Raw genomic sequence first — 16,641 nt, forward strand, 5'->3', positions numbered from 1 at the left:
TTCGGTTTAGCGTGATTTAATAGGATAAAACGCGAAAAACGTATTGTATCAAATAAAAGAATAATGTATTTTCGGCTTGTGTTTATACACAATCAATTCGGGATTGCCTAAAACAAAAACTGCCCGTGCTGTAACAGCCGGGCAGTTTCGTTTTCTAACAGTTATAGTGTTTAATAAGCTTCTTTGAAGTATTTAACTGTACCCACTTTTAACTCCATGGTGGCTTCTTCGTCACAAACAATAATTCCGTTCGGATGAGCCTGTAAAGCTGAAAGCGTCCACATGTGGTTGATTCCGTTTTCTACTACATTTTGCAGCGCGCGCGCTTTCTTGTATCCGTTTACAATGATCAGTACCTCTTTGGCATCCAAAACCGTTTGTACACCAACCGTAAGCGACTGCTTGGGGACAAGGGTAAGATCGTTGTTAAAGAAACGCGAGTTGGCAACAATGGTGTCGTAGTTCAGGTTAACCAGGCGGGTGCGCGATTGCAGCGATGAACCGGGAACGTTAAAGGCCAGGTGACCATCGGCTCCCATTCCTCCCAAGAAAAGCTCAATCCCACCGTAGTTATTGATCTTCTCTTCGTATTCAGCACATTCCTTATCCAGATCGCTCGCGTTGCCATTCAAAATGTGAATGTTCTCTTTTTTGATGTCGATATGGTTAAAGAAATTGTTGAACATGAAGCTATGGTAGCTTTCCGGATGATCTTCGGCAATACCTACGTATTCATCCATATTGAAAGTAACCACATTCTCGAAAGACACTCTTCCCGATTTGTTTAAATCGATTAGTGCTTTGTAAGTTCCAAGTGGCGATGAACCTGTGGGCAAACCCAGTACAAAAGGCTTCTCCGGAGTTGGTTGAAATTCGTTGATCCGGGTCGCAATATGGTTAGCTGTCCACTGGCTGATCTCGTCGTAATTGTTATGAATGATAAGTTTCATCTTATATATGATTTTTGGTTATTTTGACACTCTCCCGTTCATACGGGGAAAGTGCCAAAAGTAATCAATTAAATGTTATCCAAGGTTCTCCATTGCCTTGCCCAGCTTGGCTGATTCGGCAAGAAACTGCTCTACAGTTAATTCGCGGTGGTAAATCATTCCGTGTGTTGCTCTCAGTAGTGGCGATTCATTCTGGTAGAAGAAATTTTTGCCCAGTAACAACTCAATTTGTTTGTGCTGTTCGAACCATACCCTGCGGGTTACATCGCTGAATTTTCCATCGAGCTGGTAACTTGGGAACGATGCGTTCACCTGTGTAATGTAGCATTCGGTAAACGACTGGTCGAGCGTTGCCAGCGAATTAAGCGAAACCGGAACGATCACTTCCACATCCCACGGATTGTACCTGAACCACACATTCCGGTAACCTACAATGCGCAAGTTGCTGAGGTCTTCTTCTTTGTTCCATTCTTCAACGGCTTTGCTTACTGCCTGTAGTACTTTGTAGTGAGTGTCCGGTCCGCTTCCCTGCGGGTCCATTGCCAAACTGATAACTGTTGGCTTATATTTTCTGAAATCATTCAGAATAGGCAGCACGTCGTTTTCGAAATTAGATTCTCCGGAATAAAATCCAAGATGAAGGTGGTGTACATTTTTCACCATTGTTCCGTAGTGCGCCCAAACCAGTTCTTCTTCGAACTCACGGATCATTCCTTTCAGTTTCTGTATTTTTGGGGGATTTATACCACCGTCGTAGCTGTTTTTCAGAACTGTAAGAATTTCATCGATGGTTTCGCGCAGCTGCTCTTCGTTGTTGAGATCCCAGATAGAAACCAGCGCTCTTACCGTCCGGTGGCAAACACCGCGGCGTTTTTCTTCTGCATCCTGTGCTGCAATGTTATCGAGGTAATGGTAAAGATCTTTGTCCCACTTGTATTTGTATCCATCCTGGAAAAAATCGGGGAAGTTGATCATCTCAATTTTGCCATGGTTCAGCAGGTCCAGCGTATCCAGTAAAAGATCGCGCAGGAATGTATTGGTGACTGCATTATAGCCGGAAGTCATTACCGAAAAATGTAATTCATTGCTGGCTTCGCGTGACTGCCTGTTAGTTGCCGGCATAATTCCGAGCATGATGTCGTCGTGGTGAGGGCCAGTATGGTAATAAGTCTGGTTTTTCTCCCGCTCCATTCCTTTTTGAAGCTTTGCCGTAATGGAATCAATTACCGACTGAACTGTATTCTCACTCAGATCGGGAATCATACTGCAATATTTGTCTGCTTTCAGATCGGCTAGTTCGAGTTTCGATCCGAACTTGTTGATCTTCTTGCACAAATCAATTACAGCACGTTCTGTTTTCTGGTGATTCCACGGCGAGCATTTATAGTAGCAATCAATGGCATCATCCAATTTTACGGCAGCTCCTTCAGTCAGGTAAAAACGGGCATTTTCAAGTCCCTGTAGTGAAGTAGCGGGGTAGCAAATGCTGGCTTCGCATTCAATTGAGTTTTTGATCACATCCGCAATCGCTTCGCCTGCTGCATAAATAATCGCCTTGTTTTTTGGGTTGAATTTCAGGGTTCCCAAGCCAATGGTAATTACCAGGCGGTTTCTCGAGACTTCGATTCCGCCTAAGTCGGCCGCTGTTATTGCCTGTGTTTCGAAATTGGTTTCGGTAAGGCGGGTACCTGAGAAATGATCGGTTCCGCGGGTATTGAAGGCAATGTGTCCGTCAGGCCCGATTCCACTCATGAAAAATCCGATACCACCTTTTTCCCTTATTTTGGTTTCGTAAGCCCTGCACCAGTTGTCGATTTGGAAAATGGAACGTTGTTGCAGTTGCTCCTGGTGTGTTTTTGCTTCGCGGTAACGCAGCGAGAGGTCAATTTTGTAATCCGGGAATACTTCGCTGTAGTGTTTGCCGTCGGCCAGTTCAATTTCTTCCGAATTGATCAGCAATGCTTTTTCTGCATCAAAGCCAAAACCTTTTATGTAGTGCTCAACCGCGTAATTGTACAAGCTGTTGTGTTGTTTTGGATCGATGGGGAAAAATTCGCCCATTTGCACAAATGTCAGGCCGCTCAAATCTGGTTTTGCCACATCTGCCAGTCCGTATTTTGCACGAATGTCAATGCCTTTCTGGTTGTCCCAGTTATCCAGCAGGAAATGCGTGTAATTCTGAAAGTACTGAGCGGTTTTTGCACTCGGAAGACTGATAACGCCTTGCGGGTTTTTACTTACCCATTCAAGGAAACTCAAAGCCGATAATAATCCGAGTTTTGGAAAACTATCAGACGCAATGTAAGGAACACGAGTTGTAATCTCTTGTAGTTGGGTTTCTTTTAGAAACGCTTCTTCAACTTTTGAAAAATTGTGATTCATCGTATGTATTTGTTTCTGCTACTATTTATTCATAGACAGTTGCCTGAATTTTTTGTTCTGTCTATTTTGAAATTTGTTCCAGTGCATAAGCCGCTGCGCCCATTGTTCCGGCTTTTGGCCCCAGTTCGGAGAACAGTACCTGGGAGTCGTTACTGATGTCGCGGTTGCTGTAAGTGTTAATCGCCTGTTGAATGGGAGCCTGAATAAAGCGGCTGGCTACAGCTACCTGTCCGCTTAAAATAATCAGCTCGGGGTTAAATACCTGAATAAGCAATGCAATGCCGTGTCCAAGCCATTTTCCTGCTTCCGAAAAGAGCGAAATGGCAAACTGGTCGCCGGAATCGGCAGCTTGTATAACCGTTGAAATATCTATTTTTTCTAAATCGTTGTCAACCAATTTGTTTATAAGCGATGACTTGCCGTTTTTAATGGCTTCCCGCGCCTGGCGGGCAATGGCTTTTGCCGAAACTACTGTTTCGAGGCATCCCTGTTTTCCGCAAACACAAAGCGGTCCGTCGGTAACAATCGGAACATGCCCGAATTCGCCGGAAAAACCTGACTTGCCGGTGTATAATTTCCCGTTCACGATTATGCCCAGTCCCATTCCCCAATCAACCTGCAGCATCAGCACGTTTTTCTTGTTACGTGCCAGACCAAAATGTTGTTCGGCAAAGGTGCGCAGCTTGGTATCGTGGTTGAAAAATACGGGTACCCCGAATATCGTTTTTAATTCGGCAAACAAGTTCTTTACTTCGGGGAAGTAGGTAAGGTTGGTTCCTTCGTGAAGATTAATCAGCCCGGGAAGTTCAATTCCTGCCACCAGGATCTTGTCGCGCGAGATATTGCTTTCCTTGAAAACCTCCTCCAGCTTTTGATTTACCTGGTGGAATATTTCAATGTCCGACTGCATGCTGATGGGGAAAAAGTGAGGTCCGCTAATTTCCTCGTTGTTGCTGTTAAAAATCGAAATAATGGTGCGGGTAACATTAATAGTAATACCAACTACATAAAATCCGTCTTTCACCAGGCCGTAAATATTGGGCCGGCGGCCACCGCTGGAATCACCGCGGCCGAGTTCTTCCACCAAACCTTCATCAATCAGCTCCAGGAGCAAACTGTTAATTTTGGGGGTACTTAACTTAATTTGTTTTGCTAACTCCGAATTCGACAGGGGGCCGTTAAAATAAATCGCACGAAGGATGTGCTTTTTATGTCCACTTTTTTTGACTTCAACGGCCTGGCTATGGTTTACAGGATGTTTAAATAGTCTTTCCATGATAGTTCTACAAAAATCTAAATTAAATAAGTTCCAAACAAGCGCCTTTTTAATAATTTTAAAAAGGAAGAGGTATTTTCGCTAAATTTAACCATTGCTTTACAATTCATAAAAAAATAATGCCAAAATATTTTGATCTTGTTTATTTTAGAAGAACTTTAGGCTGGCAAGTCTTAAACCGATTAAACAGAAAGTACAATGTGTAGGAAGAAATTTTGGATACTGCTTTTGCTTGTAATTGGTATTGGCCTGGCTCACGGTCAATCGCGTAGAATTATCAACATTCCTGATATTAGTGGGTACAAAACACTCAAATGTGATTTTCATATTCATACCGTATTTTCGGATGGTACCGTTTGGCCAACCGTGCGGATAAATGAAGCCTGGGAAGAGGGCCTCGATGCAATTTCGATTACGGATCACATCGAGTACAGGCCGCATTCAACCGATGTTGTGGCAGATCACAACCGTTCGTATGAAATTGCGGTACCGCTGGCCAGGCAAAAAAATATTTTGCTGGTAAAGGGGGCCGAGATTACCCGCAGTATGCCTCCCGGGCATTTGAATGCCTTGTTTATTAAGAATGCCAACCTGCTGGACCGCGACGATGTGTTCGATGCCATCAAGGAAGCACGTGACCAGGGCGCTTTTCTGATCTGGAACCACCCGGGCTGGAAAGCGCAGCAGCCCGATTCAACCTTGTGGTGGCCCGAACATTCCAACCTCCTGGCAAATGGCTTGCTTCATGGTATTGAGGTGTATAACAGCAATGAATATTACCCGGAAGCATTGGAATGGGCCAACGAAAAAAAGCTGACCATGTTTGCCAATACCGATGTACACGGCCCCATGAATGTAGAGGAAGGACAACACCGCCCTATGACATTGGTTTTTGCGAAAAGCCGTACCGAAGGCGGAATCAAGGAAGCGCTTTTTAACCGGCGCACATTGGCTTATTTCGACAATACCCTGGTAGGGCAATCGGCTTTGCTGGAACCTGTGTTTTTTGCCTCGCTCGAATACGACAAGGCACCTTTACGAATCGCCAACGGAATCAATAAAGTAGTGTACCTGCGAAATAACTCGGATCTTGACTACGAACTGGAACTGGTACAACCGGGTGTTGGTTTCGATGCACCGGAGCGTTTAACACTGAAAGCACATCATGTTACGCCTTTGAGTTTAAGCGGTAACTCCGATGAAATTGGCAGTACCCGCGAAATCAACCTTTACTACACGGTAAAAAACATGTTCACAGGGCCTGTCGATAACCTGATCGTTACGTTTACCTTTAAAAATCTTCCTTAAAAAATACCGCCTGCTGAACAATTTGGCCGCGGGGAAGTTTTTGCGATTACATATTCAGTAAAAAATGGCTGTTAGCAAGAAAAAAGAACCGCAACTTTTCCCGCAAATCATTACCGACAACCAGGAAATATCGCCCGGCGTTCACCTGATTGCTTTTAAACGAAGCACAACATTTAGCCCCGGGCAGGTAGTGAAGATCGGAATCGACTCTGAGCATCCGCCCCGCATATACAGTATTTGCAGTGGCAACCAGGAGGAGGAGGTCCGCATCCTTTTCAATATAAAAGAGGATGGATTTCTAACCCCGAAACTTTCGGCCGTTATCCCGGGCGATACGATCTGGGTTTCGGAGCCTTACGGGAGCTTTCTGGCAACCGGAGAGCCGGCGTGGTGGATCGCCACCGGCACAGGTATTGCTCCTTTTTACAGCATGTTTCGTTCGGGAGTTGATGCCAATAAAAAACTGATACACGGAGTGGCGCACCTGAACCAGTTTTATTTCGAAGATGAACTGGAATGGGCCATGGGCGAAAACTATGTGCGCTGTTGTTCGCGCGAGTCGTCGTGTAATGTTTTCCCCGGACGCGTGACTGATTACCTGGCAAATTTGGAAAGCTTCCCCGATGTGAAATTTTATCTCTGCGGAAAAGCGCTGATGGTAGTGGAAGTACGTGACCTGCTGATTGAAAAAGGAGTTCCGTACGAAAACATCCTGGCCGAGATATATTTTTAAGCAAAGGCTTGGCCGAAAAACCAATATTTGTAAATTAGTCGATTAATATCCATTCAATTTAAACTAAAAAAAATGAAACGGACCTTTATTTTAACCGCCCTGATGCTATTTGCATTCATTGGCTCCCACGCGCAATCGCTCGACGATGTATTGAAAAAACACTATGCTGCCACCGGGCAGGAGAAACTTGCTGCCGTAAAAACATTTTACGTAAAAGCAAAAATAAGTATGATGGGGATGGACATGCCCATGACGATTCAAATGAAAAAGCCCGATAAATTCCGGATTGAAATGGAAGCAATGGGGCAAAAAATCATTCAGGCATATGACGGTGAGACTGGTTGGATGCAGAACCCAATGGCCGGAGCCGGAACTACCGATTTGGCCGGACCTGAGCTGAAACAAGCCATGAGCCAGGCCGACCTGGAAGGTGAACTTTACAACTACGAGAAAAAAGGCCACTCGGCCGAATTGCTGGGTAAAGTAAATGCCGACGGTAAAGAAGCCTACAAAATTAAGCTGACCAACGCCGATGGAACCGTAAAAGATTATTTTATTGATGCCGGCACGTACCTGATCAATAAAATAAAAGTAACCATCGAATCGATGGGACAAACCGTTGACGTGGAAACCAAAGTAAGCGAATACAAAGACATTAACGGTATTAAAATGGGGAGCAAGATGGAAATAAGTACCCCAATGGGCAACCAGTCGATGGTTATGGAAGAAATCAAACTCGACGAGAGTATGGATGATTCTATTTTTGCTCGTCCAGGCGAATAACCGAAGATTTACCAGATAGCAAAAGGGGCGGAATTTCTGCCCCTTTTTTTGTAGCGCGATTAATTAAATCATAGGACCGTGCCGATTTGGTTTTTCACAATTGCAATGCTGTGTCATCCCTTATTTTCGGATTATTAACTTCTTTACGGCCTATTTTTAACGTCTTTTAAAAAGGAGCCTGACATATTTATCGGAAATTCGGGGAAAACATAAATCAAACAATATGAAGATCCGATTTTTACTTGTATTTCCCATTATTTTACTGACAGTCAGTGTGCTTCAGGCGCAGACTGCTTTGAAGGTTGCCCATGTGAACGTACAGGAACTGGTCCAAACACATCCGCTGTTGGACAGCATTCAGGGAGTGCTTGACCAGGAAGCCAAAGACATGGAGCAGATTTACGCCGATATGCTGGAAGAGCAGCAAACCAAAATGGACGTTTTTGAAAAGGAAAACGCCGGCTATTCCGAATTGATGAAAAAGACCAAACAGGAAGAACTGCTGGCCCTGGCACAGAAAATTCAGAATTACAACCAAACCGCACAGCAAACACTCAGGCAGCGAAACATGGAGTTGATACAGCCGGTTTACCAGAATGTAAGCGCTGCGATTAGTGACGTAGCCAAAGAAAATAAAATTACCTACGTGCTGGATGTGAGTACCGGTGCTGTTGCCTACATGGCCCCCGACGCTCAGGATATTACCGAACTGGTGCGGCAGAAATTTCAGAAATAGCCTGCCACTTTCCGAACCTGTAACTCAAATTTTGCCGGAAAATAAGTAAACCCTGCCGTTGAATAAACCGGGCTTTTAATTATCAATAATTCCTGCAAAATTTGGGTAAATCCAAATACAACGGTTATGAAAGCAACTTTTCTGTTTCTGTTAGCGTTTTTGCCTTTTTTCGGCTTCGCCCAAAACGACACCCTTTTACTGTTACCCCAATTAGGAAAGGAATATATTTACGAATACACCGAGTCGGAATACATCCTATTGAATGATGATTCGAGGTACAGACCTTACGACAAGGAGAAAACAATCAAAGTTCAATACAATAACTTTGAACCGGACGAGAAGCCTTTCCTCCGGGTTTCGGTTGAGAAAAACAGGGAAGTTAAGCCCAATGAGAAACCAATGCCGATCCGGGATTTTAAATACCCGACATTCTGGGGTGAAAAAGGTTCTCAGCGAAACAGACAATACTATGAAAGTTTATTATGCCTTGTTAATCCGAAGTACAGCATCGACTCCGGAACCAGCCGGATTACTTTGCTCGACCGCGTCGGCCTTTTATTGGAAGTTCGAAAGATTCTTAGAGATAAAGGCTTTTCAGAGAAAGACGTGGATTATTTCTCTGAAGAGTTTAACGAAAAAGGAATACCGCTGATAACAAAGTTGGTACAGTCAATTTACAGGGTGCCGATACCCGACAAAAATGAAACTGACCCAGTTGCATACTTAACTGTACAGCAAAAAAAGGAGGAGGCAGAACTAATTACCTGCTCGGCAAATAAGCCAGAGGCGGGGCTTAATTCTCTGACAATAGAAATCGATAAGGACAGAAATCAGTTGGTTCAGTACAACCGGATTGAGTTAAACGAGCTTAGATACAATGTTTCCCTCGTTCGAAGCAAATATCAAAACTTGTCGAACAAGGAAACACATCTTTCTTTGGCTTCGGAAAAGGAAATAGGGAACAATACTTTCACCATTTCGGGCAAGGTGGAAAAAGTGCTGGGTAAAAGGGTAATCTTATCAACATTGCAGAAGCCATACGGCGTAAGCATGAGTCAAAAAGTATATGACCTGGGTGAAAGTAACTCGTTTAAAATTGAAGAAGAGTTGGAGCAGCCTCAGCTTATATTTCTCAGGTTTGGCTACAATGCGAACCTGAGAGATTTGCCAACCCTGGTGATATATGCCGAACCGGGCAACGAAATACACCTTGATGCGAAAGGCGATACTTTTCCCTGGGATATTACTTTTACAGGTCCTTTGGCCAAAACCGGGCAAATGATTTATGAATACCGCAAAGCCTATCCTGTTTTCGACGATGACATTACCCCTTATTCATACCTCAACCGGGGCACGCAATATGCCGAGTTTGAAAAAGCAAGCAAAGCATTTTCCGAAATTTGCGATAAATACCGGAACGATATGCCTGCGAGTGTATTTCGTTTTGTGGAAACAGAGTTGCAAAACCAGTTGTATTGCGGGGCAAATCAACTGTTAAGTCAGTTTAATTCTTTTGATGTTGAGAGGGTATGGAGAGGAGATACCAAACCCGATGAGGTTGATGCAGATTACCTAAAGAAATATGTCGATCGGTTCAATGTTAATGTAGATTACAATCCTTTGGGAATTTATTCACGACAAGCAGCAACTTCTTACTTCACGAGTAATGCAGTGACAAGTAGTAAGATTGTCCCCAACATTATTTTGTGGGATGTTGACTACAATGAATTCTATTCTTCCTTTTACTATTTTGGTGATCTTCGCTCACGGATAGAATTGGCAAAATTGACATTTGCCGGGTTGCCATTGTACAGTACGGCAGGCGATATGCTTGTTCAGGAGAAAAGAGGACAAATATTTGGGCAGATTGGGATAAACAGCCAAGGGGAAGAAGCCGACGAATACCTCGATGACATGCTCCGATATTGTAATGACAAGAATTTTGTCCGGGAAATATCAGGTTTTGTATCAAACCAGGGAAAATGGAAGGACGAAAACTATGTCCCCGATGTGAGGTTTACAATGCCTGACGGGAAAGAAGTCGGCATGAAAGATTTTTTCGGGGAAAGACCAACCATCTTTTACGTAAGTTCAGACTGGGCCGGCGAACGCTATTATTTCGACGACCTTTCGAAAGAAAACCCCGACATCAACTATGTTTACATTGTGGAAGGCAGCAATCTTAATGTGTGGAAGATTTCCTGAGCCGGGCTGAACCGAAAGCGCAGCAATTGCTGTTGATGAACGATACTATTCGGTTATCAGACATATTTCCTTCGGATTGGAAGAATTTCATCCTTTACAATAAAGAGGGAGAACACATCGGAAATGCCAAAAGCCCTTTAGAGGCAACAAATTTGATGAAACAATATTTAGTTCAACCGAAGGAAAAAACAATCGATAAGTCGGTGCTGATAACCGTGATCATTGTTTTGGTTGCATTGCTGGTGTTGGTCGTTTCGGTTTTGTTGGTTTGGAAATGGCGTGTTCAGCAGCAGTTTCGAAAGGAGCAACGCGAACGGCGCTTGCGCGAGCTGGAGCTAACTGCCATCCGGTCGCAAATGAACCCGCACTTTTTGTTTAACAGTTTAAATTCGGTACAAAACCTCGTTCAGAAAAATATGGGCCGCGAGGCCCATTTGTATTTAGCCGACTTTGCCGGGTTAATCCGGAAGGTGCTGAATAACTCGGAAAAGGAAGAAGTGTCGCTGGCCGAAGAGTTGGAAATGACCGAACAATACCTGAGGCTTGAACAACTGCGCTTCGACTTTGACTATTCGATGGAAATAGATTCGGAAATAGATGTACACAACACGCTGGTGCCTTCCATGTTGTTGCAGCCTTTTGTGGAAAATGCCATTGTTCATGGCTTGCAAAACAAAACGTCGGACCGTAAACTGAAAATAACAATGAAACGCCGGGATTCGGAAATCAAAATCGAAATAGAGGACAACGGTGTTGGCCGGGAAGCTGCCAAAGAATTGTCGAAAACCAAGAACGGGAAAGGAACAAAACTCATTAGCGAGCGTTTGCAGCTTCTGAAAGAAAAGCAAGGTGAAAAGTATTTGCTCGAAACCATCGATTTGCCGGAAGGAACGCGTGTTGAGATTATCATTCCGGAAGAAAATTAGATCTTCCACGCAAAGAAAAGAAGAAGCACAAAGGCCGCAGAAATCTTTTGCGTACTCTGCTCCTGACTTAGCGTTCTTTGTGAGAACTAGAACTGAGAACTAAAAAAGGATAAAATGAAAATCAAATCCATCATAGTTGACGACGAGAAACACGGGCGTGAAAATCTTGCCGGATTGCTGCGGGAATATTGCCCCGAAGTGTTGGTGCTCGGAGAAGCAAATTCGGTGGCCGCTGCTGTTTTGTTGATTGAAAAGCACGATCCTGATTTGGTTTTTCTGGATATTGAAATGCCCAAAGAAAATGGCTTCCGGCTTTTGGAAACGCTGGGTCATGCCCGCTTCGAAGTGATTTTTGTAACCGCTTTTGATAATTATGCCATCAAAGCAATTCGTTTTTCGGCTGCCGATTACATCCTCAAACCCATTAATTACAACGATTTGGTAGAAGCTGTTAAGAGGGTTTCACATCGGGTTTTGCAGAAACAGGAAAATCAACGCGTCAACGAATTGGCGCGCAACATTCAGCAGCCCGAGAACCCCAGAATAGGTTTACCTACGGGCGACAGGATTGAGTTTATCGAAGTGCGGAAGATCATTCATTGCAAAGGCGAAGGAAATTACACGCACATATACTTACAGGACAAGAGACGTTTGCTGGTGGCAAAAACGCTGGTGGATTTCGAGGAGCTTCTAAACGATTATGCGTTTATCAGAACCCACAAATCGCATTTGGTGAATCTGCATCATGTTTCGGCCTATTTGAAGACCGACGGAGGAACACTGGAGCTTTCCAATGGCGACCGGGTAAATATTTCAAGGCGCCGAAAAGACGCAGTTCAGGAAGTGTTAAAAACCTTGACACAGTAGGTCGTTTGTACAGCATTCTTTATTTTAGCAGGAAACCATCTGGAAATCATGAAAGTATTAGCCCTTCTTTTTCTCATAAGTCTGTCGTTAGCCGGAGTTGGTCAAAATGCAGACACGTTGAAAACACTTCCCGGAATTGAAATAACGGGATTCTTGCAGGATTTCAAAACCGATTCTTTGGGACTTCCGCTAAAATTAAAGATGGATTCTTTGAGTCTCGATGAATGGAAAGACCCCTATACGATGAGGTACGGGCAAAAGCAGGAAGAACAGGAACAAGCGATGATTTTTCCCGGGGCGTCACCGAAACAGGAAAACGCTTATGATCCATGGAATATGCCGGTTGCCAAACCAAATGCCAACAACTGGAATATGCCCGTTGCGGTTCCCGACTCTTCCGTCGACTTCTCGCTAAAAATTATTGGGAAAGAGAAGTACAGTTTTCCACAGAAATAAATTTAGGCCATAAAAAAGGCGCACCAACTGTGATGCGCCTCTGAAAATGTGTAGTAAGTTATTACTTGTTGAAGGGTACAATCAAATAGGTATAGATAATGCAACCTACGCAAATGGTGAGCGCAAACTCAAGCGTGGCAAAGAATACATAAATTCCAGCGATCAGCAGGGCGGCAGAATGCAATTCGCTGACAGAGAGAATTGTAATGGCTAGCATCAGTAAGAAAGCCAGGCGCGCGGCAAATATTTTGGGAGCTTTGTCGATGGCTTTTTCTCCTAAGTTAAGCGTGTTGGTCAGCCAGTGGCTGAGGTAGCTGATGGGACTGAATTTGGCTTTGGTAAAGGCACGTACAAAATAGTCGGCCACCAAAAAGAAGAGAATAACCGGTAGTTGAAATGCAAAGGCTGCTACAATCAGCAGAATTCCAAGAATTGCATTCAGGCGGGTTATCTGTTCGTTGATTTTTTCATTGGAGATGGGGCAAATAATCTGTTTCATAGCATTTTCGTTAACTGGATGAATATAAACACTAAAAAGTGTTTTATTGCCGTATGTGACTTAAGTCACCCAGATTCATTACAAAGATTTAACAATAAGGGGAGAAAGTCATTTCATGCTACCGATGTGTAATTATCTTTAAGGTTTCCGGTCAAATCGGTTATTGCGGCAATGGCATGATAGAAAAAGTCGCTGCTTTCTAAAACAGATAAACATTCAATACAGATACAAATGAAGGTTCGATTTATTGGTACAACAATTTTAAGTTTCGCCGCTGCATTGGTATTGCAAGGCGCTGTTATTACAGGGGTACAGGCCCAGGAGAAACAAGAGGCGAAGCCCTGGTTTAAAGACGGGGAAGCGCAAATTGTTAAAGCTTTTGAGGATCCGGACCGCTGGATCAGGGAAGATTTGTGGGTGGAAACCGAATTCGACAGCGATGGCGACGGACGTTCTGACCGGATGCACGTTGACGTAACCCGTCCGGCCGAAACCGAAACTGAGGGCTTGAAGCTGCCGGTTGTTTACAATACCAGTCCTTACTTTGCCGGAACGGCCGGAAACAATCCTTCCTATTTTTGGGATGTGAGGCACGAGCTGGGCGAAGAGCCAAAACCACACGCACACCCGACAGAAATTAAGCGAAGAGGGGTGCGCCCGATCATTTCGAAAGGGCATGTTAGCACCTGGTTGCCGCGTGGCTACATTGTGGTGCACTCTTCCTCTCCCGGAACAGGTTTGTCGGACGGTGTTCCTACGATTGGCGGCGACAATGAATCGCTGGCGCCAAAGGCTGTGATCGACTGGCTTTGTGGTCGGGCAAAAGGTTATACAACACGCACAGGAAATAAAGAGGTAAAAGCCTACTGGTCCACCGGGAAGGTTGGAATGACTGGCACGTCGTACAACGGAACGCTGCCCCTGGCCGCTGCAACAACCGGTGTGGAAGGTTTGGAAGCGATTATTCCGGTGGCACCCAATACTTCCTACTATCACTATTACCGTTCCAACGGACTGGTTCGCTCACCCGGCGGGTACCTGGGGGAAGATGTGGATGTTTTGTTCGATTTTATTCACAGCGGCGATGAGTCGAAACGCGAATATGCCCGGAAAACCGTGCGCGACACAGAGATGAAAAACGGGCAGGACCGTGTTACCGGCGACTACAACGATTTTTGGGCAGGGCGCGACTATCTGAATAAAATGGATAAAATGAAAGCAGCTTTGCTGATGTCGCACGGTTTTAACGACTGGAATGTGGTGCCCGAGCACAGCCTGCGCATCTACGAAGCCGCCAGAACCAAAGGACTGCCGGCTCAGATATATTACCACCAGAACGGGCACGGCGGACCGCCACCCGTATCGATGATGAACCGCTGGTTTACCCGTTATTTGTTTGGTGTTGAAAACGGGGTTGAGAACGATCCCAAGGCATGGATTGTGCGTGAAAACGACGAACAGGGAAACCCGACGTCGTATGCCGATTATCCCAATCCCGATGCATCGCCGGTTACCCTTCATCTTACAAAAGGAGCACCTGAAAAAGGAAGCCTGACGGTTGCCAAGCCAACATCGCAGGGAAAAGAGGCTTTGGTTGACAATTATTCTTTTTCTGCCGAGGCACTGGCAAAGGCAGAGAACACCGATCACCGTTTGATTTACGTAACACCTGTTTTGAAAGAGGAGGTGCATCTTTCGGGGAAAACGGTTTTCACCATCAGGGCCGCCAGCAGCAAGCCCGCCGTTAACCTTTCCGTTTACCTGGTATCCTTACCTTGGAACGACCACCGAGGTGCGAAAATTACCGATAACCTGATCACCCGTGGCTGGGCCGACCTGCAGAATTACAAATCGTTGTGGGATAGTGAGCCACTCAAGCCCGGCAGGTTTTATGAAATGACATTTGAATTGCAACCCGATGACCAGGTAATACCGGCAGGTCAGCAAATCGGGTTGATGATTTTTTCGAGCGACCGCGATTTTACTTTGCAACCCGAACCCGGAACCGAGTTAAGGGTTGATCTGGATGGGACTTCCGTTTCATTGCCCGTTGTTGGTGGTGCACAGGCGTGGATGAAGGCTACAGGTGAATTTTAAAAACCGAAAAACATGTTTGGTAAATCAACGTACACAAAACGCAGAAAAACGCTTAAAGAGAAAGTTGGGAAAGGTTTGATTCTTTTGCTGGGGAACAACGAGTCGGCAATGAATTATGCCGATAACACCTATCATTTCCGGCAGAACAGTACTTTTCTGTATTATTTTGGAATCAATCATCCGGGGCTGGCAGCGCTGATCGATATTGACAACGACACGGAAACAATTTTCGGAGACGATTATACCATCGACGACATTGTTTGGATGGGGCCGCAACCTACCATCGCTGAGCGGGCAGAGAAATGCGGAGTAAGCCGCGTTAAACCCTTGACTGAATTGCAGGACGCGTTGGGCAAGGCTGGAACCACCGGGCAAATGTTGCATTTCTTGCCGCTGTACCGGCCCGAGAACAAGATCAAACTCCTGGAGTTGGCAGGTGTATCTCCCAAAGAAATTGGAGAGAGGTTTTCGCTCGAACTGGTAAAAGCAGTGGTGAGTCAGCGCGAAATAAAAACGGCCGAAGAATTGGTGCGAATTAACCAGGCGGTGGATGTTTCGGTGGATATGCACATGGAAGCCATGAAATTTGCGCGACCCGGGATGAGCGAAGCTGAAGTGGCTGCCGAAATTCACAAAGTGGCACTTGCCGCCGGCGGAAACATCTCTTTTCCCATCATTGCCACCATTAACGGGCAAACATTGCACAATCACTACCACGGGAATACCATCAAAGAAGGCGATCTGTTTTTAGTGGATGCCGGTTACGAGAATGAAATGTGTTATGCGGGAGACCTGTCGAGCACTTTCCCGGTGAGTAAAAAGTTTACTTCAGAGCAAAAAGAAATATACGGGATTACGCTGGCTGCTCATCAGGCGGCAGTCGATGCGCTGGGGTTTCTAAAACCTTTTCGGGAGGCGCACCTGGCAGCCTGTTCAGCTATTTTTGATGGGATGAAAAGCATGGGCTTTACCAAAGGAAATACCGCCGATGCAGTGGAGGCTGGCGCTCATGCCTTGTTCTTTCCCTGCGGAACCGGACATATGATGGGCCTCGATGTACACGATATGGAAGACCTTGGCGAGGTTTGGGTGGGATACGACGGTCAGCCCAAAAGTACGCAGTTTGGGTTGAAATCGTTGCGACTGGCAAAACCGCTGCAGGCCGGGCATGTATTTACCATCGAGCCGGGAATTTATTTTATTCCGGAGTTGATCGATCTTTGGAGCGGACAGGGGAAATTCAAGGACTTTATTCATTGGGACAAGGTGAAAACTTATCGTAATTTTGGTGGTATACGCAACGAAGAAGACTTTGTAATGACCGAGAACGGAGCCCAATTACTTGGAAAGCCAAAACCCAAGACAATGCCCGAAGTGGAAGCTTTGCGTGGATAGATGACTGCGTAAAGCACAGACGGTTTTT

General features: G+C 45.1%; 14 protein-coding genes. 10 read left to right on the forward strand and 4 right to left on the reverse strand.

Annotation, left to right across the window (positions count from 1 at the left end):
* Window positions 1-170: 170 nt before the first annotated feature.
* From nagB to D1614_RS10085, 3 genes are all read right to left on the reverse strand, one after another.
* Window positions 171-950 carry a glucosamine-6-phosphate deaminase gene (gene nagB, locus D1614_RS10075; RefSeq protein WP_119437781.1) on the reverse strand — a complete coding sequence of 260 codons (780 nt, stop codon included), beginning with the start codon at window positions 948-950 and terminating at the stop codon, window positions 171-173.
* 75 nt (window positions 951-1,025) lie between these two features.
* Window positions 1,026-3,332: a glucosamine-6-phosphate isomerase gene (locus D1614_RS10080; protein ID WP_119437782.1), complete on the reverse strand. Its 2,307-nt coding sequence runs from the start codon at window positions 3,330-3,332 to the stop codon at window positions 1,026-1,028.
* A gap of 61 nt (window positions 3,333-3,393) precedes the next feature.
* Entirely contained in the window at window positions 3,394-4,608 is a 1,215-nt protein-coding gene (locus D1614_RS10085) for an ROK family transcriptional regulator (protein WP_119437783.1), read from the reverse strand.
* Window positions 4,609-4,806: 198 nt separating this feature from the next.
* On the opposite strand from D1614_RS10085, the gene D1614_RS10090 reads away from it, so the two are divergent.
* From D1614_RS10090 to D1614_RS10125, 8 genes are all read left to right on the forward strand, one after another.
* On the forward strand, window positions 4,807-5,916 hold the full coding sequence (locus D1614_RS10090; protein WP_119437784.1) for an Sb-PDE family phosphodiesterase: 1,110 nt from the start codon (window positions 4,807-4,809) through the stop codon (window positions 5,914-5,916).
* Between the two features lie 64 nt (window positions 5,917-5,980).
* Entirely contained in the window at window positions 5,981-6,649 is a 669-nt protein-coding gene (locus D1614_RS10095) for a ferredoxin--NADP reductase (protein WP_119437785.1), read from the forward strand.
* A 72-nt stretch (window positions 6,650-6,721) separates the two neighbouring features.
* Complete coding sequence (locus D1614_RS10100) at window positions 6,722-7,432, forward strand: LolA family protein (protein ID WP_119437786.1); 711 nt, start codon at window positions 6,722-6,724, stop codon at window positions 7,430-7,432.
* Between the two features lie 223 nt (window positions 7,433-7,655).
* On the forward strand, window positions 7,656-8,168 hold the full coding sequence (locus D1614_RS10105) for an OmpH/Skp family outer membrane protein (RefSeq protein WP_119437787.1): 513 nt from the start codon (window positions 7,656-7,658) through the stop codon (window positions 8,166-8,168).
* Between the two features lie 126 nt (window positions 8,169-8,294).
* Window positions 8,295-10,373, forward strand: coding sequence for a hypothetical protein (locus D1614_RS10110; RefSeq protein ID WP_119437788.1), 2,079 nt, complete (start codon window positions 8,295-8,297; stop codon window positions 10,371-10,373).
* A gap of 155 nt (window positions 10,374-10,528) precedes the next feature.
* A complete protein-coding gene (locus D1614_RS10115; protein WP_162304463.1) occupies window positions 10,529-11,299 on the forward strand; it encodes a sensor histidine kinase in 771 nt (256 codons plus the stop codon).
* 114 nt (window positions 11,300-11,413) lie between these two features.
* The gene (locus D1614_RS10120) at window positions 11,414-12,166 is read left to right on the forward strand and encodes a LytR/AlgR family response regulator transcription factor (RefSeq protein ID WP_119437790.1); all 753 of its coding nucleotides are present in this window, start codon (window positions 11,414-11,416) and stop codon (window positions 12,164-12,166) included.
* A gap of 48 nt (window positions 12,167-12,214) precedes the next feature.
* Window positions 12,215-12,622, forward strand: coding sequence for a hypothetical protein (locus D1614_RS10125; RefSeq protein WP_119437791.1), 408 nt, complete (start codon window positions 12,215-12,217; stop codon window positions 12,620-12,622).
* A gap of 61 nt (window positions 12,623-12,683) precedes the next feature.
* On the opposite strand, the gene D1614_RS10130 is transcribed toward D1614_RS10125, so the two are convergent.
* Window positions 12,684-13,121 (reverse strand): DUF4395 domain-containing protein, encoded by a 438-nt coding sequence (locus tag D1614_RS10130; RefSeq protein ID WP_119437792.1) that lies wholly within the window; start codon window positions 13,119-13,121, stop codon window positions 12,684-12,686.
* 231 nt (window positions 13,122-13,352) lie between these two features.
* On the opposite strand from D1614_RS10130, the gene D1614_RS10135 reads away from it, so the two are divergent.
* Window positions 13,353-15,218 (forward strand): Xaa-Pro dipeptidyl-peptidase, encoded by a 1,866-nt coding sequence (locus tag D1614_RS10135; RefSeq protein WP_119437793.1) that lies wholly within the window; start codon window positions 13,353-13,355, stop codon window positions 15,216-15,218.
* A 12-nt stretch (window positions 15,219-15,230) separates the two neighbouring features.
* On the forward strand, window positions 15,231-16,613 hold the full coding sequence (locus tag D1614_RS10140; RefSeq protein WP_119437794.1) for an aminopeptidase P family protein: 1,383 nt from the start codon (window positions 15,231-15,233) through the stop codon (window positions 16,611-16,613).
* Window positions 16,614-16,641: the final 28 nt, after the last annotated feature.

The organism is Maribellus luteus (assembly GCF_003576475.1).
Lineage (GTDB): Bacteria > Bacteroidota > Bacteroidia > Bacteroidales > Prolixibacteraceae > Draconibacterium > Draconibacterium luteum.